Below are 20,048 nucleotides of genomic sequence, written 5' to 3'. Positions count from 1 at the left end.
GCGATGATGACCTTCAAGCAACTCGAGGCGCTCTACTGGATCGGCGAGCTCGGCAGCTTCGCGCTCGCCGCGCACAAGCTGCACACCTCGCAGTCGGCCGTGTCCAAGCGCGTGCACGAGCTCGAGCTGGCGTTCGATACCGAACTGTTCGACCGCAGCCAGCGCTCGGCCCGGCTCACCGAGAAGGGCGAGGAGATGTTCCTGCTGGCCAAGGGGCTGCTGGACCAGCGCAACGCGGCCATCGAGCAGTTCGGCCGTGCCGAGGTCGTCGCGCGCCGCGTGCGCATGGGCGTGACCGAACTCACCGCCATGACCTGGCTGCCGCGCTGGGTCGAGCTGATCCAGGTGCACTACCCGCAGGTCACGCTGGAGCCCGACGTGGACAGCAGCGTCAACCTGCGCGAGAAGGTGCTGGCCGACGAACTCGACCTGGTGGTCGTGCCCGACGCCTTTGCCGACACGCGCATCCCGAGCAAGCGGGTCGGCCTGGTCGAGAGCGCCTGGATGTGCAAGCCCGGCCTGGTGCAGGCCGGCCGGCGCATCCGGCTGCACGAGCTGGCGCAGCACCAGCTGCTGCTGCAGGGCGCGCGCTCCGGCACGGGCCTGCTCTACGACAGCTGGATGAAGAACCTGGGCGTGCAGCCGGCCAAGCCCATCGTCGTCCACAACCTCGTGGCGCTGATCGGCCTCACCATCTCCGGCCTGGGCGTGAGCTACCTGCCGCGCGCGGCCGTGGCGCCGATGGTCGAGGGCGGGCTGCTCGCGGTGCTGGATGTCACGCCGGCGCTGCCGCCCGTGCCCTACGTGGCCATGTACAAGGGCGAGCACCGCAGTTCGCTGCTGGCGTCTGTGGTCATGCTGGCCCAGGAAAGCTGCGACTTCTCGCGCATGTTCCAGGGCGACTGATCAGACGCCGTTGTTGTTGGGGTTCCGGTAGATCTCCTTGACCGCGTCGGTCATCGGGAAGTTCAGGTTGGCGTTGGTCGGCGGGATCGGCCGCAGGAACCACTTGGCATAGATCTCGTTGATCGCACCGGAGGCCATGATCTCGGTCACGGTCTTGTCGACCAGCGCCTTGAAGGCGGGGTCGTCCTTGCGGACCATGATGCCGTAGGGCTCCTGGCGCAGCGATTCCTGCGTGAGGATCTTGAAGTCGTCGGGGTTGGGCGAGGTGGCGATCAGGCCGGCCAGTTGCACATCGTCCAGGATGTAGGCGGCCGTGCGGCCCGAGGCCATCATGAGGAAGCCGTCCGCCGTGTCCTTGGCCGCCAGGTCCTGCACCTCGATGTTGCCCGAGCGCTTGTAGCTGCGCAGCAGCTGCACGCCGGTGCTGCCGGCCACGGTGGAGACGGTCTTGCCGTTCAGGTCGGCGAAGCTGTTGATGCCCGAGTTCTTCTTGACGGCCGCCGTGATGCTGGTCACGAAGTGGCTGGGCGCGAAGGCCACCTGCTGCTGGCGCTGCACGGTGTTGGTGGTGGTGGCGCAGTCCAGGTCGACCGAGCCGTTGGTGAGCAGCGGGATGCGGTTGGTCGAGGTCAGGATCATGTAGCGCACCTCGAGCCTGGGCAACGCGAGCTGGGCCTTGACCGCATCGACGATCTTCAGGCAGATGTCGTTGGTGAAGCCGGTCGGGTCACCGCTGCCGGTGGGCTTGTACGAGAACGGGATCTGGCTGTCGCGTGCGCCGATGGTGATGGCGCCGCTCGACTTGATCTTGGCCAGCGTGTCGGACTGCGCTGCAGCGTGCCCGCAGGCGAGGGCGGCGGCCATGGCGATCGTCAGGGAGAGAAGTTGCTGCATGTCGGGGGCCTCGCGAGGGGGTTGGGGTGGGGCAAGACCGCGATTCTGGGAGCAAGCCGGTTGATCAAAAAGCGATTTAAGTTCATCGATTTCCGGTCGGAAAAGCGATGAATCACCGGCTCAGCGCCCTTGGAAGCTGCTCGGCGGCTGGCCCATGGCGGCCTTGAACATCGCCGAGAAGGCGCTCTCGCTGGCGTAGCCCGTGGCGGCTGCCACCTGCGCCACCGAGGCGCCCTGGGCCAGCAGCGGCAAGGCATGGGCCAGGGCCGCCTGCTGGCGCCACTGCTGGTAGCTGGTGCCGAGCTCGCCCTGGAACAGCCGCGCGATGGTGCGCTCGCTGGCGCCCACGTCGGCGGCCCAGCCGGCCAATGTGGTGCGTGCCGCCGGGGCCCGCACCACGGCCTCGCACAGCGCGCGCAGGCGCTTGTCGCCATGCTGCGCATGCGGCATGGGCACGGCCAGGGCCTGCGGATCGGCATGCGTGATCTCGTCGTGCACGAGCCGCATCAGCAGGGCTTCGCGCTCGGGGCGCAGCGGCTGCGCGTCCAGCCCCTGCACGAGTTCGCGCAGCAGCGCCGAGGCTACGATCATGCGGCTGCCGCTCCAGCCCGCCGGCGTGAGGCTGGCGTGCAGGTAGAGCGTGCGGAACTCCGCCGCCTCCAGCACGTCGATGCAGTGCAGCTGGCCCGGCGCGATCCACACCGCGCGCGAAGGCGGCACGATGTAGGTCAGCTCCTCGCGCCGCTCGCCTTCATCGCCCTCGGGCAGGGCGCGCACCCGCAAGGTGCCGCTGGCGCAGAAGGCCAGCTGGGCCCAGGGGTGGCGGTGCGGCTCGAAGTGGGTGTCGGCCGGCATGCTGCGCGCGCGCACGCGCACCTGGCGCGCGGCATCGGGCGTGAAGGGGTCGGTGTCGCCCACCGGTTCCAGGCGGGCGTGTCGCTGGGCCATGGTGCAGATTGTCCGGTATTCGACGAATCCTGTCCTTTCGTCGCATTTCTGCAGGCGTAGCATCTGCCTCCATGACGACGACAACAGCGGCTTCCCTGCCGGCGGGCAAGGCGGGCCTGAGACAAGACGCACACGTGATCGGCCTGGTCGGCATCGCCCACCTGGTCAGCCACTTCAGCCAGCTGCTGCTGGCGCCGCTGTTTCCCTGGCTCAAGGACGACTTCGGCGTGGGCTATGCCGAGCTCGGCTTCCTGATGACGCTGTTCTTCGTCACTTCGTGCGCGGTGCAGGCGGCCTCTGGTTTCGTGGTGGACCGCTTCGGGCCGCGGCCCGTGCTGTTCGGCGGGCTCGCGCTGCTGGGGCTGGCGGCCTTCGGCTATTCGGTGAGCACGCACTACTGGATGCTGGCCATGTTCTCGGTGGTGGCCGGCGTCGGCAACGGCGTGTTCCACCCGGTCGACTACACGCTGCTGAACCGCAAGGTCAGTGCGGCGCGGCTGGGCCACGGCTACAGCGTGCACGGCATCACCGGCAGCCTGGGCTGGGCGGTGGCGCCAGCCATGCTGGTGCCGATCGCGATCGCCACCTCGTGGCGCACGGCGCTGGTCTGCGCCGGCGTGTTCGCGTTCGCGGTGCTGGCGCTGCTGCTCTTCAACCGCGAGAAGCTGGCGCTGCCTGCAGCAGTGCCGGCAAAGCCCGGTGCCGCCGCGGCGGACAGCAGCTTCGGCTTCCTGCGCATCCCGGCGGTCTGGATGTGCTTCGGTTTCTTCTTTTTCTACGCGGTGGCATTGGGCATCGTGCAGGTGTTCGCGCCCGGCGCGGCGCGCGAGCTGCACGCCGTGCCGGTGGCACAGGCTGCGCTGTGCCTGACGGTCTACATGGTCTGCAGCGCGCTGGCCATGGTGGCGGGGGGCTTTCTGGTGTCCGACCCCACGCGCTGCGAGAAGCTGGTGGCCCTGGGCTTCGGCTTCGCGGCCTGCGTGGCGCTGGCGCTGGGGTTCATGCACCCGCCGGCCTGGATGGTGCCGGTGATGTTCGGCCTCATGGGGCTGGGGGCGGGCATCGCCGGGCCCTCGCGCGACATGATCGTCAAGCGCGCCACGCCGGCCAACGCGAGCGGCCGCGTCTACGGTGTCGTCTACTCGGGCCTGGACATCGGCCAGGCCCTGGCGCCGCTGGTGTTCGGCCCGCTGATGGACAAGGGCCAGTACGCGGCTGTGTTCATCGGCCTGGCCCTCGTGCAGGCCGTGTTGATCGCCAGCGCGTTCAACGTGGGCCGCGTGCGGCGCACGGCCCTGGCGCCGGCCTGAGTGTCGCTGGCGCTGGTCGCCTGGGTCGCCATCGGTGCGGCCCTGGCCGGTTTCGTGCAAGGCCTGTCGGGCTTTGCGTTCAGCATGGTCTCGCTGTCGGTCTGGGCCTGGACGCTGGACCCACTGCTGGGCGCATCGCTCGCGATCTTCGGCGGCTGGACCGGGCAGGTGATTGCCGCCTTCACCCAGCGCCGCATGCCCGACAAGGCCTTGCTCTGGCCCTTCGTGGTCGGCGGCCTGTGCGGCGTGCCGCTGGGCCTGTGGCTGCTGCCGCGGCTGGACGTGGTGGTGTTCAAGGCCGCGCTGGGCCTGCTGCTGGTGGTCTGGTGCCCGGCCATGCTGCTGTCGGCGCGGCTGCCGCGCATCCGGGGCGGGCGGCTGGGCGACGGCTTGGCTGGATTCGTCGGCGGCGTGATGGGCGGCATCGGCGGCCTGTCGGGCACGGTGCCCACGCTGTGGTGCACCCTGCGTGGCTACCCGCGCGACGCCCAGCGCGCCGTGGTCCAGAACTTCAACCTGGCCATGCTGAGCGTGGCGCTGGCCCTGCATGTGCTGGGCGGCCACCTGACGGCCGCCATGGTGCCGCTGCTGGCCATCGTGGCTGCGGCCGTGCTGGTGCCGGTGTTGCTGGGCGCGCGGCTCTACCAGGGCCTGTCCGAGGCGGCGTTCCGCCGCCTGGTGCTGGGTCTGTTGACGGCCTCGGGCGTGGCCATCCTGGCGTCCGCACTGCCCGAGCTGTTGCGCCGTTAGGCCGTCAAGCGGCGAGCAGCGCGTCCAGGCGCTGCAGCCCGGCGATAGTCTGCACGCAGGCCTGCGCGGCTTCCGTGCCCTTCACCGCGAAGTGCTGGTGGAAGTACTTGCGGTGTTCCACGTGTTCATGGAAGTGGTGCGGCGTCAGCACGGCCGAAATCATGGGCACCATGGTTTCCAGTTGCAGGTCCATCAGGCGGCTGACCACCGTGTTGGCGACGAACTCGTGGCGGTAGATGCCGCCGTCGACGACGAGCGCGCAGCAGACCACGGCGGCGTAGCGGCCCGACTGGGCCAGGCGCTTGGCATGCAGCGGGATCTCGAACGCGCCAGGCACGTCGAGCACGTCGATGCGCTCGCGCGCAATGCCCTGGCGCTCCATCTCGGCGAGGAAGGCGTCGCGTGCCTGGTGCACGATGTCGGAATGCCACTGCGCCTCGACGAAGGCGATGCGGCGCTGCTCGCTGCTGCTGTGGGAGGAGAGAGGAAGGTCGTTGAGCTGACTCATGGTGTTTCCTTGGAGCAAGGTTGGCCTGAATCAGGGCGCACGAGCGCATGGCCTGCGCGCGTCCATGGCGGACGCGCGCGGGATACCGCGTTCGCGCTCTCTTTCATCCGGACTTTAAGAACGTGCTCGCATCGAACACGTTCTAACCGTCGGCTCCGGGATCGCACCGGATCTGCTGACCCTCGCACCGTGCGGTGCGAGGCGCTCGCGGGCTTGTGCAGGTTGCCCCGCCATCACCGCCGGTGGGGAATTGCACCCCGCCCTGAGAACGCTTTGCGCCGGCCCGTGAAGGCCGGCGCGGAACGATTCTAGGCGGCGTGCGGCAAGCCTGTGGCGGCTAAGGACGCCTGTGCGACAGCAGGAAGCGCAGCATCTCGGCGCTGGCATCCACGCCACCCGGCGCGGTGTAACTGCCCTGGGCGCTGCCGCCCGACCAGGCATGGCCCAGGCCGTGCAGCAGCCAGTGTTCGACCTGGCTGCTGCCGTCGGCGCCGCGGTAGACGGTGTGGGTGAAGCCCTTGCCGTTGGGCGCGCGGCCCTTGGTGATGTCGGGCTGCCCGTGTTGCTGGCCGGCGCGTGCGACGGCGGCGCCGTTGGCGGGATGCACCGTGCTGTCCGCGTCGCCGTGGAACACGATCACCGGACACGCCGGCAGGTCCGCCGTGGCCGCGGCCGCGGGGCCGCTGCGCATGGCTGCCAGGGCCGAGGGCAGATCGCTCGCCGCGCCCAGCGGCAGACCGGAATGCACGCCCACGGCGGCGAACAGGTCGGCATGGTGGCGGCCCAGGATGTCGGCCATGGCGCCGCCTGCCGACAGGCCGGCCACGTAGACGCGCGCGGCATCGACCGCATGCGCCCCCATGACCTCCCGCGTCAGGGCGGCCAGCAGGGCCGGCTCGCCCTGGTCGCGCCGCTGGTGCTGGGGCTTGAACCAGTTCCAGCACTTCTGCGCGTTGGCGTGCTGGGTCTGCACGGGGTACAGCACCAGCATGCCCGCCGCGCGGGCCAGCTGGTTCATGCGCGTGCCGGCGGCGAAATCGTCCGCGTCCTGCGTGCAGCCGTGCAGCATGACGAGCAGTGGGCGCGGCGCAGGCACGGCACCGGCCGCAGTGGGCGGCACGTAGAGCTTGTAGGCCACTGTGCGGCCGCGGTGGCTGAAGCTGCCGTCCAGCCATTGCTCGGCAGCGGGCGACGCTTCGTGCGCATGGCGCGCGGCCGCGTCGGGCGGCACTTCGTCGGCGATCACGCGGCTCTCGGCATCGATGACGTTCCGCGGGTCCGGCGGCTCCTGCCTCGGTGCCGCGCCAGCCAGGCCGGCATCGCGCAGCGTGCGATGGATGAGGTCGGTGGCGGCCTGGAGTTGGCCACCCTGTGTCAGGCGCGTGGCATCGCCGAACAGCTCGGTGAACAGGTGCTTCATGGGGGAGTTCTCGTTTCAGTGGATGCGTCCGGCCAATGCGGCACGGACGGCCGGGCTCGCATGCAGCGCACCCAGTACGGTGATGGATTCGATGGTCTCCGCCGCAAGTTCTGCTGGCACATCGGGCGCGATGCTGGCCAATCCCAGCACCCTGATCTGCAGTTTCTCGCCGGCCGCGCGAACCCGTGTGAGGTCGGCTGCCGAGAACTGCTGTAGGCCGAGCACCAGCATCTTGCGCGCGACGACCTGGCGCAACGCGTCGCCATGCGTCGCCAGGTGGTTGCGGATGGCGGTGCGGATGAAATCGCTGCGGTTGGCGTAGAAGCCCTCGGCCACCAGCAGGTCGATCTGGCCCAGATCGACGTAGCCCAGGTTGATGGTCAGCTTCTCGGACTCGCTGATGCGCGCAATGGACGTGGTGTTGGTCATGAAAACATCCTCATACCATCCATATGGATGGCCGTTGGATGTTTTCAAGAGGCCTTGGCGTTATTCCTGTGCTTCGAGCGCCAGACGCTCGGCCCGTGCCGTGCGGCCGCGCTGGTCGTGCACCACGTACAGGCCCGAGCCCACCAGCAGCGCGATGCCGCACCAGGCCCAGGCGTCGGGCACGTCGCCCCAGACGACGTAGCCGAGCACCACGGCGAACAGCAAGGCCGCGTAGCGGAATGGCGCCGTCAGCGAAAGCTCGCCCTGGCGCATGCACTGGATGATCAGGAAATAGCCGGCCACCAGGAACACCGATGCGCCCGCGAGCCAGGCCAGCTGTGCCGCGGTGAAGGGCTGCCAGCCCTGCGCCAGCGATAGGGCGCCCGACAGCAGCGTGACGGCCACCGCCGTGGACAGCGTGACCACGATGGAGGGGATGGCCGGATCGATGCGGCGCGTGAGCAGGTCGCGCGTGGCATGGAACAGCGTGCCGGCCAGGCACAGCAAAGCCCAGGCATTGAATCCTTCGCTGCTGGGCTGCACCACGCACAGCACGCCGGCGAAGCCCAAGGCCACGGCCAGCCAGCGCGCTGCGCCAGGGCGCTCCTTCAGGAACCACACCGCGAACACGACCATGAACAGCGGCGCCGCAAGGTTGATGGCCGTCGCATTGCCGAGCGGCAGATGGAACAGCGAGAGCAGGTACATCACCGTGGCGCAGGCGTCCACCGCTGCGCGCGCCGCCACGCGGGGATGCAGCGCGTGGCGCAACTGCCTGCGCGCACCCAGCGCCAAGGCCATGCCCAGCACCAGCAAGGAGGCCAGCGCGCCGCGCAGGAAGATCAGCTGCGCCGAGGGCATGTCCTCGCTCACGTGCTTGACGATGGCGTCGTTGACGACGAAGCCCGCCATGGCACCGACCATCATCCAGATGCCGCGTCTGTTGGCGGCTGCGTGGGTCGTGAGAATGTGCACGGCGCGGTTTATACCGCGCTCACACCACGCTCTTGTGGCGCGCGATGCAGGTGTCGAGCACCTCGGCGCCGGGGCGTTGCCACCAATCGAGTTCCGAAAAGATCTCGACCTCGGCGAAGCCTCTGAAGCCGGCCGCTTCGACCCAGCCGCGCACCTTCTTGAGCTCGATCACGCCATCGCCCATCATGCCGCGGTCGTTCAGCAGGTCGCGCGTGGGCGTGAGCCAGTCGCAGACGTGGTAGGCCAGGAGGCGCGTGTTCTTCGCATCGCCGGCGCGTGCGATCTGCTGCTCGAGCTTGGGATCCCACCAGCAGTGGTAGACATCCATGGCCACGCCCAGCATGCCGGTCTGGCCGGGGTCGAGTGCATCGCACAGGTCCAGCGCGTGTTCCAGCGTGTTGATGCAGGCGCGCTCGGCCGCCTGCATGGGGTGCAGCGGCTCGATGGCCAGCGGCATGCCGACCTCGCGTGCGTACTCGAGCGAGGCGGCGATGCCGTCGCGCACCTCGTTGCGGGCACGTGCGATGTCGGTGTAGGCCGGCTTGCCTTGCAGCGCGCCGGGCAGCGAGCCGACCACCAGCACGAGGCATGCCGCATCCAGCGTCTTGGCCTCGTCGATGGCGCGGCGGTTGTCGTCGAGCGCCGCCGCCAGACCGGCTTTGTCGGCAGCCGGATAGAAGCCGCCGCGGCAGTAGCCGGAAAGTTGCATGCCGTGCTCTTTCAGCTGCCGGCGCGTGGCCTCCAGGCCAGCGGCGGCCACCTGGTCGCGCCAGGGGCTGATGGCGCGGATGCCGCGGCGTGCGCACGCGTCGATGATTTGCGGCAACTCCCACTGCTTGCGCACGGTGGCGGTGTTCATGGAGAGCCATTCGTGGCTGGAAGAGAAATCGCGCATGGCGGGTGTGTCAGGAAGAGGTGGGGGGAATGCGCTCGCGCCGCAACTGGCGGACGATGGCGGCGTTGTCGAGTTCGCCGTCGCCGGCGGCGATGGCCGCCCGCATGAGCGCGGCGTGGGTCTGGGACAGCGGCAGGGCCTGGCCCTGGTCTGCGGCGGCGGCCAGCATGAGGTCCACATCCTTCAGGTGCTGGCGGATGCGCGACTGCGGCGCGAAGCGCTCCTCGACCATCATGCGGCCCTTGGCCTCGGCCGCGCCAGAGCGTGCGGGCGTGGCCAGCACCAGTTCGAGGAAGGCCGCGGGCGCGATGCCCAGGCGTTCGGCGAAGACCATGCCTTCGGCCAGCACGGCGCGGTTCAGGCCCAGCACCAGATTGGTGGCCAGCTTGGCGCGCGCGCCCATGCCGGCGCCGCCCACATGCACGCGCTTGGCGGCGATGCAGTCCAGCAGCGGCGCCGCGCGGGCCAGGGTGGCCCTGTCGGTGCCGACCAGCATGGTGGCCTGGCCGGCTGCGATCTGCTCGCTGGAGCCGGACAGCGGGGCTTCGACGAAGCCCAGCCCGCGCGCGGCGAGCCGGCCGGCCAGCGCCTGCAGCTTGTCGGGGTCGCCGGTGGAGCAGTCGATGAGCAGCTGCGTGCGCGGCGCCGTGGCCGACAGCAGGCCTGCTGCGCCTTCCACGCTGTCGATCACGCCGCCCGTGTCGAAGACGGCCAGCACCACGGTCTCGCAGCGTTCGCCGAGCGCGCATGCACTGTCGGCCGCTGCGAAGCCCTGCGCCGCGAAGGCCGCGCGCGCCTCGGCCCGGATGTCGTGGCCCAGCGTGGCGATGCCGGCAGCGCGCAGGCGCTGCGCGATGGCCTGGCCCACGAGGCCCAGGCCGATGAGACCGACGGGAGATTTGGACGCCGTCATAGCGACGCGCCGCCGCAGACGCGGATGTCCTGGCCCGTGATGGGCGCCGCCGCGGGCGAGAGCAGGAAGCCCACGAGCGCGGCGATCTCATTAGGTTCGATGAGCCGGCCCATGGGCGGCAGCTTGGGTTTCTCGGCCTGGCGCGCCGGGTCGGCCAGCATGCCGGTGCGTGTGGCGGCCGGCGAGACCACGTTGACCGTGACGCCCTGGGCCACGACCTCGGCCGCCCAGCTGCGCGCGAGCGCCAGCATGGCGGCCTTGGTGGCGGCGTACTGGCTGCGCCCGGCCACGCCGCTGGCGACGCGGCTGCCGATCAACACCACGCGGCCCCGGCCTGCGCGCGCCATGGCGGGCAGCAGGATGTTGGCGATGCGGCTTGGCGCGTCCACGTGCAGCTGCCACATGCGGGCGCCATCGTCGGGCTGCAGGCTGCCCAGCGGCGCCACGCGCAGCACGCCGGCCGCGTGCACGAAAGCCTGCGCGGCTTCGACGGCACGGGCCGCAGTCTCGGTGGCGGCACCGTCGGCCAGGTCCACCTGCACGTGTTGGTAGCCCGCGTGGGCGATGGACGCTGGTGCGCGGTCCATGCCCGTCACGGCCCAGCCCTGCGCGAGCAGGGCCTGGGCGATCGCAGCACCAATGCCGGCGCTGCTGCCGGTCACGACGGCACGGGCCTCACTCGGGGCGGATGTTGGCATCGGCGATGGTCTTGAACGCGCGCGCCGTGTCGTCCTTCTGGAAGCGCGCGAATTCGTCGGGGCTGCCGCCGCCGAGCAGGATGCCCTGGCTGGTGAGCCGTTCCTTCATCTCGCCAGCCAATGCCTTGTTGACCTCGGCGTTGAGCTTGGCCGTGACCTCGGCCGGCAGCTTGGCCGGCCCCCACAGCCCGTACCAGCTGTAGAACTCGTAGCCGGGAATGGTCTCGCCGACCGTGGGCACTTCGGGCAGCGTGGGCAGGCGCGTCTTCGAGGTCACGGCGATGATCTTGAGCATGCCGCTCTTGTAGAACGAGGTGGCGCCCAGCACCGGGTCGACAAAGCCGGCGATCTGCCCGCCCACCAGGTCCTGGTAGGCCGGCGCCGAGCCCTTGTAGGGCACGATCTGCAGGTTCAGGCCGGCGCTGCTCTTGATCAGTTCGGTCGAGAAATGCCCGGCCGAGGCGATGGATCCGACGGCGAAGCTGAGCTTGCCCGGATTGGCCTTGGCATGGCTGATCAGCGACTTGACGTCGGTGATCGGCAGGTCCTTGTTGACAGAGACCGACAGCGGCGCCTTGGCCACCAGCGCGATCGGCGTGAAGTCGGTCGCAGGGTCGTAGGGCGGCGTCTTCAGGAAGTGCGTGGAAGTGGTGAAGGTCGAGGCGTTGAACAGCAGCGTGTAGCCGTCGGCCGGCGACTTGGCCACCGCGCCCGCGCCGATGGTGGCGTTGCCGCCCGGCCGGTTGTCGACGATGAAGTTCTGGCCGGTCTGCTCGCTGAGCTTTTGCGCGAGCAGGCGGCCCACGGTGTCCAGCGTGCCGCCCGGCGGGAACGGGATGATCACGCGCACGGGCTTGTTGGGATAGTCATTGGCCAGCGCGGCCGTGAAGGGCAGCGCGAGGACGAGGGCCGCCAGGGCCCGGCGAGAAACGACGTGCATGGATGTCTCCGGTTGTTGTTAGGGCCGCGGCGCGGCCCCAGTGGGCTCAATCGATGCCGTGCACGGCCAGCAGCGCGCGCATGCGCTGCACGGCGAGGTCTGGCTTTTCCAGCACGTTTGCCGCATCGGCCAGGCGGAACAGTTCAGCGAAGTGCTGCAGCGAGCGCGTGCTTTGCTGGCCGCCGACCATGCTGAAGTGCTTCTGGTGGCCGTTGAGCCAGGCCATGAACACCACGCCGGTCTTGTAGAAGCGTGTGGGCGCCGCAAAGATGTGGCGCGACAGCGGCACCGTCGGGCCGAGGATGGCGTGGAATTCTTCGAGCTTGCCCTCGGCCAGCTTGCCCAGCGCGGCGCTGGCGGCGGGTGCGATGGCGTCGAAGATGCCCAGCAGCGCATCGCTCTGGCCGTGCAGGGGCTGCTCGCCCCAACCGTCGCCCGCGATCAGTTCGGCGTAGTTGAAGTCGTCGCCCGTGTACATGCGGACTCCGGCGGGCAGGCGCCGGCGCATCGCGATCTCCTTGTCCTTGTCGAGCAGCGAGATCTTGATGCCATCGACCTTGGTCGGGTTCGCGGCGATGACGGCCAGCGCCGTGTCCATGGCGGCATCGGCGTTGTCGTTGCCCCAGTAGCCTGCGAGTGCCGGGTCGAACATCGGGCCCAGCCAGTGCAGCACCACGGGCTGCCTGGCCTGCGACAGGATGCGGCCGTACACGCGCTCGTAGTCGGCCGGGCTCTTGGCCACGCGGGCCAGCGCGCGGCTGGCCATGATGATGAGCTTGCCGCCGAGCTTCTCGATGGCGGCCATCTGCTCTTCGTAGCCGCGGATCACGTCGTCCACGGTCTTGACCGCGTCGATGTCCAGGTGGTCGGTGCCGCAGCCCGAGGCAACGATGGCGCCCGGGTGGTCCTTGGCCGCATCGAGCGAGCGGCGGATCAGTTCCAGCGAGGTGGGCCAATCCAGGCCCATGCCGCGCTGGGCCGTGTCCATGGCCTCGGCCACCCCCAGGCCCAGCGACCACAGGTGCTGGCGGTAGGCGATGGTGGCGTCCCAGTCGATGGCCGCCGTGAGCCAGGGGTCGACCGCGGCCAGCGGGTCGGCCACCACGTGCGCCGCCGAGTAGGCGATGCGGTTGAACTTCAGGCCGGCCGGCGGGCGGGCCACCGGCTGGCCGCGCAGGGCGTAGCTGGCCAGGCCTTGCGGCGTGGGGAGTTGGATGGACAGGGCCATGGCGTCAGACCTTCAACTCGGGCACGTCGACCCAGCGGCGTTCGTTGTGCGACTGCAGCGCGGCCTCGACCAGCTGCACGCCCTTGGCGCCTTCGGGCAGGGTCCAGGCATAGGGCGCGTCTTCCACCACGTGGCGGATGAAGTGCTCCCACTGGATCTTGAAGCCGTTGTCGTAGACCATCGAATCGGGCACTTCCTGCCACTGGTCGAAGAAGTTCATGGTCTGCTTGACGTCCGGGTTCCAGACCGGGCGCGGCGTGTTCACGCGGCTCTGCGCGCGGCAGTCCGACAGGCCGGCCACGGCCGAGCCGTGCGTGCCGTCGACGTGGAATGTGACCAGGTCGTCGCGGCGCACGCGCGTGGCCCAGCTCATGTTGAGCTGGGCGACGACGTCCTCGCCGCCATGGCCCTTGAGTTGGCAGGTGGCGTAGGCGGCGTCATCGGCCGTGGCGGTGTATTCCTTGCCGGCTTCGTCCCAGCGCTTGGGGATGTGCGTGGCGGCCAGGCAGGAGACCGACTGCACCTTGCCGAACAGGTTGTCCAGCACATAGCGCCAGTGGCACATCATGTCCAGGATCATGCCGCCGCCGTCTTCGGCGCGGTAGTTCCAGCTCGGGCGCTGGATCGGTTGCAGGTCGCCCTCGAACACCCAGTAGCCGAACTCCAGGCGCACCGACAGCATGCGGCCGAAGAAATCGGCGCGGCGCAGCATGTCGAGCTTGCGCAGGCCGGGCAGGAACAGCTTGTCCTGCACGGCGCCGTGCTTGAGGCCGGAGTTGCTGGCGACCTTGGAAATCTCCATGGCTTCGGCCAGGGTGGTGGCGATCGGCTTTTCGCAGTAGACGTGCTTGCCGGCGCGCAGCGCCTGCGCCAGCAGCGTCGGGCGCATCTGCGTGGTGCCGGCGTCGAAGAACACCGTGTCGTCCTTGTTCGCCAGCGCGGCTTCGAGGTTGGTGCCCCAGCGCGCGATGCCATGGGCCTTGGCCAGCGCCTCGATCTTCTCGGCGTTGCGGCCGATCAGGATCGGGTCGGGCATCACCTTGTCGCCGTTGGACAGCGTGACGCCGCCCTGGTTGCGGATGGCGACGATGGAGCGGATCAAGTGCTGGTTCATGCCCATGCGGCCGGTGACACCGTGCATGATCAGACCGAGGCGTTGGGTAGGCATAGCGAACTTCCTGCGAACGTGAAAAGGGAAACGGGAGGGCGGTCGGGGGTCAGTTGGACGGCGAGAGGCCGGCTGCCTTGACGAGCTTGGCGTTGGCCTGGATCTCGGTCTTGATGTAGGCGTCGAACTCTTCGGGCTTCATGGTCCAGGCGTCGGCGCCGAGCTTCAGGAAGCGCTCTTTCACCTCGGGGCTGGCGAGTGCCTTGAGCACTTCGTCGTGCAGGCGGTTGACGATGTCGCGCGGCGTCTTGGCCGGGGCCATCATGCCGATCCAGAAGTTGAACTCGGAGCCGGGCACGCCGCCTTCGGTGGTGGTGGGCACGTCAGGAAGGGCGCTGGCGCGCTTGGGCGAGCCCACCGCCAGGGCCAGCAGCTGGCCTTCCTTGATCTGGCCGATGACGGGCGCGATGGGCGAGAAGTAGTAGTCCACACGGCCGGCCAGCACCTCGGTGACGGCTTCTGCCGAGCCCTTGAACGGGATGTTGGTCGCATCGATGTGCGCCGCCATCTTGAATTTCTCGGCGTTCAGGTGGGTCGCGCTGCCCTGGCCGGCCGACGCGAAGTTCATCTTGCCGGGCTCGGCCTTGGCCTTGGCCACGAGTTCCTGCACCGACTTGATGCCCTTGGCCGGCGAGATCACCAGCACGTTGGGCGTGCTGGAGATCGGCGTGACGGCGGCGAAATCGCCCACGGTGTCGAACGGCAGCTTGGCGAAGGTCGAGGGGCTGACCGTGTGCGACGACGAGTGGATCATGATGGTGTAGCCGTCAGGCGCGGCCGTGGCCACGGCCTGCTGCCCGATGGTGCCGCTGGCGCCGCCGCGGTTGTCGACCACCAGCGTCTGGCCCATGCTCTGGCCCATCTTGTCGGTGATGGCGCGCGCGATGATGTCCGTGGTGCTGCCGGCCGCGAACGGCACGACGACGCGGATCGGCTTGTTGGGGTAGTTGCCCTGGGCAGCGGCGAACGCAGGCAGCAGGGCGGCGGCAAGCAGGGTGGCCAGGCGGGTCGAGGTCATGTCGGGTCTCCGGATCTTGGTGGATGTTTTCACCAAATGGTGAATTACTGCATTCTAGAAACCCGTTTGCGCCGACGTCAACGCACGCCCGTGCTCAGCTTCTAAGTACATACCCTAGGACGACCTCGCACATGTGGGAGAGGCGCTCGTGCTGCGCCTTGGGCGTCATGAGGTCGCGGCCGAACACGGCGCGCAGCGTGTGCTGGTTGGACAGGTAGAAGTACGCCATGCCGGCAATGGAGACGTACAGCTGCAACGGGTCGATGCCGCCGCGAAACAGGCCTTCGGCGCGGCCGCGCTCCAGGATCTGGGCCAGCGTGTCGATCAGCGGCGAGTTCATCTCGCGCACCCGTGCCGACTCCGCCAGGTGGGCGCCCCGGTGCAGGTTCTCGCTGTTGAGCAGGGTCAGGAACTCGGGGTGGGCGAGGTAGTAGTCCCAGGTGAACTCGGTGAGCCGGCGGATGGCCTGGGCCGGCGGCAACTCCTCCAGGTGCAGTTGCTTCTCGGCCTCGCGGATGTCCAGGTAGGTCTGCTCGAGGACGGCCAGGAACAGGCCGTCCTTGCTCTCGAAGTAGTAGTAGATCAGGCGCTTGTTGATGCCGGCGCGCTCGGCGATGCGGTCCACGCGGGCGCCGGCGAGGCCGTAGCGCGCGAACTCCTCGCGCGCGGCATCCAGGATGATCAACTGTGAGCGGTCGGCGTCGCGGGTGCGCGGCTCGAGAGGCGTGGGGGTGGCACTCATGTCCTGATAATTAACTGGGTGGTGAATAAAAGCAAGCCCGCTCGGGCCACGGCCCATAATGGCCGCCGTCTTTCGCAACAGCTTCCCACAGGAATTCCATGAGCAAACAGATCGCGGGTCATTTGTTGGTGCAGTGTCTGGTCGAGCAGGGCGTGAGCCATGTGTTCGGCGTGCCGGGCGAGAGCTATCTCGCGGCGCTGGACGGCTTCCACGCCTACGGCGACCGCATCCAGTTCGTCATCAACCGGCAAGAGGGCGGCGCCGCCTTCATGGCCGAGGCCCATGGCAAGCTCACCGGCAGGCCTGGCGTTTGCTTCGTGACACGCGGGCCCGGCGCAACGAATGCCTCCATCGGCGTGCACACGGCCTTCCAGGATTCCACGCCCATGGTGCTGTTCGTCGGCGACGTGGCCAGCGACTCGCGCGACCGCGAGGTGTTCCAGGAGGTCGACTACCAGAGCTTCTTCGGTCCCAGCACCAAGGGTTTCGCCAAGCGCGTGGAGCGCATCGACGACGCGCGGCGCATCCCCGAGTACGTGGCGCGCGCGTTCGCGACCGCCATGAACGGCCGGCCGGGCCCTGTGGTGCTGGCCCTGCCCGAGGACATGCTGGTGCAGGAGGTCGACGTGGCGCCGCTGCCGCGCGTGGAGGCGGTGCAGGCGTGGAGCGACCCGGGTGCGTTGCGCACGCTGCGCGAGATGCTGCTGGCGGCGAAGAAGCCGCTGGTGATCGCTGGCGGCAGCGGCTGGACGCCGCAGTCGGCGCAGGCGTTGCAGCGCTTTGCCGAGAACTGGAAGCTGCCGGTGGGCAACGCCTTCCGCTTCCAGGACACCTTCGACAACTGGCACGCGCAGTACGCCGGCGACATCGGCATCGGCCTCAATCCCAAGCTCGCGCAGCGCGTGAAGGACAGCGACCTGATCCTGGCCATCGGCCCGCGGCTGGGCGAGATGACGACCGGCGGCTACACGCTGATCGAGGCGCCGCGCAGCAAGCAGAAGCTCGTACACATTCACGCCAGCGCCGAGGAGCTCAACCGCGTCTATCAGGCCGACCTGGCGATCAACGCCACGATGAACGCGGCGGCGCGCTCGCTCGAGGTGTTGACGGCGCCGACCAGCCTGCCCTGGGAGGAATGGACCCAGTCGGCCAACGCCGACTACCTGGAGAACCTGAAGCCCCAGGCCCTGCCGGGCGACATCGACATGCCCGCCATCGTGGGCCTGCTGCAAAAGCACCTGCCGGCCGATGCGGTGGTGACCAACGGCGCCGGCAACTTCGCCAGCTGGATGCACCGGTTCTTCCGCCACCATGGCCTGGCCAAGGGCCACAAGACGCAGCTGGCACCGACCAACGGCGCGATGGGCTATGGGGTTCCGGCCGCGATCGCAGCCGCCATCACGACCGGCCGCACGGCCTTCACGATCGCCGGCGATGGCGACTTCCTCATGAACGGGCAGGAACTCGCCACGGCCGCGCAGTGCGGCGCCAAGAGCATCGTGCTGCTGCTCAACAACGGCATGTTCGGCACCATCCGCATGCACCAGGAACGCGAGTACCCGAAGAACGTGAGCGGTACGGCGCTGGCGAACCCCGACTTCGTGAAACTGGCCGAGGCCTATGGCTATGCCGGCGTGCGCATCACGCGGACCGACGAGTTCGAGGCGCAATTGCTGGCAGCGCTGGAGCGGCCGAACGGCACGCTGATCGAGGCGGTGCTGGACCCTGAAGTCATCACCACGCGCGGGACGCTGAGCGCGATCACGCAGGCTGCGCTGAAGAAGGTCGGCAAAGCCTGAGCACCAAAGGAAAAGGCCGGCAGAGCCGGCCTTGCAAGAGACGGCGAGGGCCGTCTTACTTGAGATGCTTGCCGATCAGGCCGGCCATCTCGAACATGGACACCTGGGCCTTGCCGAAGACTTCCTTCAGCTTGGCGTCGGCGTTGATCATGCGCTTGTTGACGCTGTCCTGCAGCTTGTTCTTCTTGATGTAGACCCACAGCTTGCTGACCACTTCGGTGCGCGGCATCGGTGCTGCACCGACCACGCCAGCCAGGGCGGCGCTGGGCGTCAAGGCCTTCATGAAGGCGGCGTTGACGGCGCGCTTCTTGGCGGGGGCGGCGGCCTTCTTGGCCGGAGCTGCCTTCTTGGCGGGGGCGGCGGCCTTCTTCGCCGGAGCCGCTGCCTTCTTGGCGGGAGCGGCGGCCTTCTTCGCTGCCGGAGCCTTCTTCGCCGCGGCCGGGGCCGCCTTCTTTGCCGGAGCCGCTTTCGCGGGCGCTTTCTTCGCAGTTGCCATGATTGAGATTCCTTTTTGGTGTTGCGTTGTCACCAGCGAAAAAAACCTTCCTCACTGGCAGAGCGGATGCTAATGGAGAAGAAACGCCTTTCCAAGAGAGAGAGACCCCTTTTTCGCTGTGTGGGCAGAGGATTTTTCGCGTGCCAACACGCTGTGCGATGCGGGCGCTGGCGAGTGCATCGCGCAGCATGCGCGAGGTGGTTTGTGGTGTGTGTTCAGGCGAGGAGCGCGTGGCGCCGCTGGCGCAGAAGCGGCGATTCGCCTGGGGCGACGTTCGCTCGGAAAAGAGAATCGTCGACGTACTAAATTCTCGATAAGTACAATTGCGATCGACTTCAATCCTCAAAAGTATTTCCGATGATTGCTGAAGCCCATGCGCTCGACGCGTACGACGACAAGATCCTTGCGGAGCTGCAGCGAGATGCCCGCATGACCATGGCCGAGCTCGGCCGCAGGGTGCATCTGAGCCAGCCTGCTGTCACGGAGCGGGTGCGCAAGCTCGAGATTGCAGGGGTCATCAAGGCCTACCGTGCCGAGCTCGATCTGTCGCGTCTTGGCTACGGTATCCGTGCGCTGGTGCGGGTCGGAAGGGCCGAGTACGCGCGCGTGGTCAAGCTCATCGAGCAGACGCCCGAGGTCATCAATGCCTTCAACGTGACCGGCGAGGACAGCTGGGTGCTGGAGATCGCCGTGATCGATGTGCCGCACCTGGATGCGGTGGTCAGCAAGTTCTGCGTGCTGGCGGACACCTCGACCTCCATCGTCCTGAACGCGCCGCGCGAGCATGCGCCAGTGCTGCCCGCGCGGCAGGAGAACGTGCGCCCCGCGGCGCACCGCCTCAAAGATCGCTGACCGCGCGCCCGGGCAGTGTGGCGAGCGCCACGCCGACCAGCGCGATGGCGAGCGCCAGCAACTCCAGGCTGCCCATGCGCTCGCCGAGCGCGAGTACACCTGTCAGCGCGGCGCTGACAGGCAGCAACACACTGAACACACCGGCCTGCGCCGCCGGGATGGACCGCAGGCCGGTCATCCAGAGCCATACGGTCCAGATGCTGGCGGCCAGCGCGTAGAACACCAGCAGGACCCAGAGCCCCGCGCTGACGGCGCCAAAGTCGAATTGCGCGGCGAAGTACAGGCCGAACGGCGTGGCAAGCACCAGCCCCCAGAGATTGATCAGTGCGCTGATGCGCTTGGGCCCCAGGCTGCCGGTCAGCTTCTTGCCGATGACTGCATATGCGGCCTCGCACAGCACCGCTGCGAACAGCAGCAGATGGCCCAGCAGGGCGTTGTCCTGCTGGCTGCTGCCGTCTGGTGCGCCATGGCTGGGCTTGGCAATGCCCAGCAGGCCGATGCCGACCACGGCGCAGGCGACGGCTGCCCAGGTGCGGCCCGTGACGCGCTCGCGCAGCAGCAGCCAGCTCGCGACAGCCACGGCGGCCGGGATGGCCGCCATGACCACGCCTGCAGACACGGCGCTGGTCATGCTGACGCCATAGATCATGCAGATGGAGAACAGGAAGTTGCCGAGGAAGGATTCCAGGAACACGAGACGGCGAATGCCGAGCGGCATCGGTGGCTCGTGGGCTGGCTTGCGCAGCCAGGGAAGCATGGCGACCGCGGCGATGCCAAACCGCAGCCACGCCAGCAGCAACACCGGGAAGGCTGCGGCGAGCGGTTTGGACAGGGCGACATAGCTGCCGACCAGGGTCATGCTGGCGGCGAGGCAGGCGCTGGCTGCCAGGCGATTGGAAGAGGGGGTCACGGGCTCATCTCGTGGGTGCGGCGTACAGCCACGCATCATGGCCCATGCGCGGTGGCGAGGGGCGGAGGCGGGCTGGCCGTCGCCGCAAGGCATGCCGCTAACTGTGCGTGGTTCAGATGGCTGCCTGCGTCATCGAGATGACGTTTCGTCATGCGGAAAGTTGTCCGCCGGCATGTTCGCATGGGTTTTCGGGATGAAGTTCTTGTTTCCTTATTGTGAAAACGAAAATCTAACTAATTGTTTTCAAAA

The 20,048-nt window shown here is 68.4% G+C and carries 21 protein-coding genes and 1 riboswitch; of the genes, 5 read left to right on the top strand and 16 right to left on the bottom strand.

Annotation, left to right across the window (positions count from 1 at the left end; genetic code table 11):
- Positions 1-6 precede the first annotated feature (6 nt).
- Positions 7-906 carry a LysR family transcriptional regulator gene (locus tag DES41_RS25095; protein ID WP_114470449.1) on the top strand — a complete coding sequence of 300 codons (900 nt, stop codon included), beginning with the start codon at positions 7-9 and terminating at the stop codon, positions 904-906.
- Here the strand turns inward: DES41_RS25095 and DES41_RS25090 are convergent, their stop codons facing one another.
- Positions 907-1,800: an amino acid ABC transporter substrate-binding protein gene (locus tag DES41_RS25090; protein WP_114470381.1), complete on the bottom strand. Its 894-nt coding sequence runs from the start codon at positions 1,798-1,800 to the stop codon at positions 907-909. It lies immediately after the preceding gene.
- Positions 1,801-1,920: 120 nt separating this feature from the next.
- Positions 1,921-2,748 carry an AraC family transcriptional regulator gene (locus DES41_RS25085; RefSeq protein ID WP_114470380.1) on the bottom strand — a complete coding sequence of 276 codons (828 nt, stop codon included), beginning with the start codon at positions 2,746-2,748 and terminating at the stop codon, positions 1,921-1,923.
- Positions 2,749-2,819: 71 nt separating this feature from the next.
- Between DES41_RS25085 and DES41_RS25080 the strand changes: the two genes are divergently transcribed.
- Together DES41_RS25080 and DES41_RS25075 are read left to right on the top strand one after the other, a co-directional pair.
- Positions 2,820-4,058, top strand: a complete 1,239-nt coding sequence (locus DES41_RS25080; RefSeq protein WP_114470379.1) for an MFS transporter — start codon at positions 2,820-2,822, stop codon at positions 4,056-4,058.
- Positions 4,059-4,808 carry a sulfite exporter TauE/SafE family protein gene (locus DES41_RS25075; RefSeq protein WP_245965864.1) on the top strand — a complete coding sequence of 250 codons (750 nt, stop codon included), beginning with the start codon at positions 4,059-4,061 and terminating at the stop codon, positions 4,806-4,808. It abuts the gene before it with no gap.
- A 4-nt stretch (positions 4,809-4,812) separates the two neighbouring features.
- Here the strand turns inward: DES41_RS25075 and DES41_RS25070 are convergent, their stop codons facing one another.
- The 12 genes from DES41_RS25070 to DES41_RS25015 all read right to left on the bottom strand — a co-directional run bounded on the left by DES41_RS25070 (position 4,813) and on the right by DES41_RS25015 (position 15,742).
- Positions 4,813-5,316: a 6,7-dimethyl-8-ribityllumazine synthase gene (locus tag DES41_RS25070; protein WP_114470378.1), complete on the bottom strand. Its 504-nt coding sequence runs from the start codon at positions 5,314-5,316 to the stop codon at positions 4,813-4,815.
- 91 nt (positions 5,317-5,407) lie between these two features.
- A riboswitch (FMN riboswitch) is annotated at positions 5,408-5,590 on the bottom strand.
- A 63-nt stretch (positions 5,591-5,653) separates the two neighbouring features.
- On the bottom strand, positions 5,654-6,736 hold the full coding sequence (locus DES41_RS25065; RefSeq protein WP_114470377.1) for an extracellular catalytic domain type 1 short-chain-length polyhydroxyalkanoate depolymerase: 1,083 nt from the start codon (positions 6,734-6,736) through the stop codon (positions 5,654-5,656).
- 15 nt (positions 6,737-6,751) lie between these two features.
- A complete protein-coding gene (locus DES41_RS25060; protein WP_114470376.1) occupies positions 6,752-7,165 on the bottom strand; it encodes a CopG family transcriptional regulator in 414 nt (137 codons plus the stop codon).
- 60 nt (positions 7,166-7,225) lie between these two features.
- Positions 7,226-8,140 (bottom strand): DMT family transporter, encoded by a 915-nt coding sequence (locus tag DES41_RS25055; RefSeq protein ID WP_147282957.1) that lies wholly within the window; start codon positions 8,138-8,140, stop codon positions 7,226-7,228.
- A gap of 19 nt (positions 8,141-8,159) precedes the next feature.
- On the bottom strand, positions 8,160-9,035 hold the full coding sequence (locus tag DES41_RS25050) for a sugar phosphate isomerase/epimerase family protein (RefSeq protein WP_114470374.1): 876 nt from the start codon (positions 9,033-9,035) through the stop codon (positions 8,160-8,162).
- Positions 9,036-9,045: 10 nt separating this feature from the next.
- The gene (locus DES41_RS25045) at positions 9,046-9,948 is read right to left on the bottom strand and encodes an NAD(P)-dependent oxidoreductase (protein ID WP_114470373.1); all 903 of its coding nucleotides are present in this window, start codon (positions 9,946-9,948) and stop codon (positions 9,046-9,048) included.
- On the bottom strand, positions 9,945-10,646 hold the full coding sequence (locus DES41_RS25040; protein ID WP_114470372.1) for an SDR family NAD(P)-dependent oxidoreductase: 702 nt from the start codon (positions 10,644-10,646) through the stop codon (positions 9,945-9,947). The genes DES41_RS25045 and DES41_RS25040 overlap by 4 nt, the downstream gene beginning before the upstream one ends.
- Positions 10,624-11,586 carry a Bug family tripartite tricarboxylate transporter substrate binding protein gene (locus DES41_RS25035; RefSeq protein ID WP_114470371.1) on the bottom strand — a complete coding sequence of 321 codons (963 nt, stop codon included), beginning with the start codon at positions 11,584-11,586 and terminating at the stop codon, positions 10,624-10,626. The genes DES41_RS25040 and DES41_RS25035 overlap by 23 nt, the downstream gene beginning before the upstream one ends.
- A gap of 46 nt (positions 11,587-11,632) precedes the next feature.
- Positions 11,633-12,814 (bottom strand): dihydrodipicolinate synthase family protein, encoded by a 1,182-nt coding sequence (locus DES41_RS25030; RefSeq protein ID WP_114470370.1) that lies wholly within the window; start codon positions 12,812-12,814, stop codon positions 11,633-11,635.
- Positions 12,815-12,818: 4 nt separating this feature from the next.
- Positions 12,819-13,982 carry a Gfo/Idh/MocA family protein gene (locus DES41_RS25025; RefSeq protein WP_114470369.1) on the bottom strand — a complete coding sequence of 388 codons (1,164 nt, stop codon included), beginning with the start codon at positions 13,980-13,982 and terminating at the stop codon, positions 12,819-12,821.
- 49 nt (positions 13,983-14,031) lie between these two features.
- Positions 14,032-15,000 carry a tripartite tricarboxylate transporter substrate binding protein gene (locus DES41_RS25020; RefSeq protein WP_114470368.1) on the bottom strand — a complete coding sequence of 323 codons (969 nt, stop codon included), beginning with the start codon at positions 14,998-15,000 and terminating at the stop codon, positions 14,032-14,034.
- Between the two features lie 94 nt (positions 15,001-15,094).
- On the bottom strand, positions 15,095-15,742 hold the full coding sequence (locus DES41_RS25015; protein WP_056902267.1) for a TetR/AcrR family transcriptional regulator: 648 nt from the start codon (positions 15,740-15,742) through the stop codon (positions 15,095-15,097).
- Positions 15,743-15,840: 98 nt separating this feature from the next.
- On the opposite strand from DES41_RS25015, the gene DES41_RS25010 reads away from it, so the two are divergent.
- Positions 15,841-17,541 (top strand): thiamine pyrophosphate-binding protein, encoded by a 1,701-nt coding sequence (locus DES41_RS25010; RefSeq protein ID WP_114470367.1) that lies wholly within the window; start codon positions 15,841-15,843, stop codon positions 17,539-17,541.
- Positions 17,542-17,596: 55 nt separating this feature from the next.
- Here the strand turns inward: DES41_RS25010 and DES41_RS25005 are convergent, their stop codons facing one another.
- Entirely contained in the window at positions 17,597-18,037 is a 441-nt protein-coding gene (locus DES41_RS25005; RefSeq protein WP_114470366.1) for an SWIB/MDM2 domain-containing protein, read from the bottom strand.
- Between the two features lie 357 nt (positions 18,038-18,394).
- Here DES41_RS25005 and DES41_RS25000 point away from each other — a divergent pair, with 357 nt between their 5' ends.
- Positions 18,395-18,889 carry an Lrp/AsnC family transcriptional regulator gene (locus tag DES41_RS25000; RefSeq protein ID WP_114470365.1) on the top strand — a complete coding sequence of 165 codons (495 nt, stop codon included), beginning with the start codon at positions 18,395-18,397 and terminating at the stop codon, positions 18,887-18,889.
- Here DES41_RS25000 and DES41_RS24995 read toward each other — a convergent pair.
- Positions 18,876-19,748: a DMT family transporter gene (locus tag DES41_RS24995; RefSeq protein WP_114470447.1), complete on the bottom strand. Its 873-nt coding sequence runs from the start codon at positions 19,746-19,748 to the stop codon at positions 18,876-18,878. The genes DES41_RS25000 and DES41_RS24995 overlap by 14 nt on opposite strands.
- Between the last annotated feature and the right edge of the window lie 300 nt (positions 19,749-20,048).

The organism is Pseudorhodoferax soli, assembly GCF_003337555.1.
Taxonomy (GTDB): Bacteria; Pseudomonadota; Gammaproteobacteria; order Burkholderiales; family Burkholderiaceae_C; genus Pseudorhodoferax; species Pseudorhodoferax soli.
Note: the sequence above shows the minus strand (reverse complement) of the source record. Positions and strands in the feature narration are given on the sequence as shown.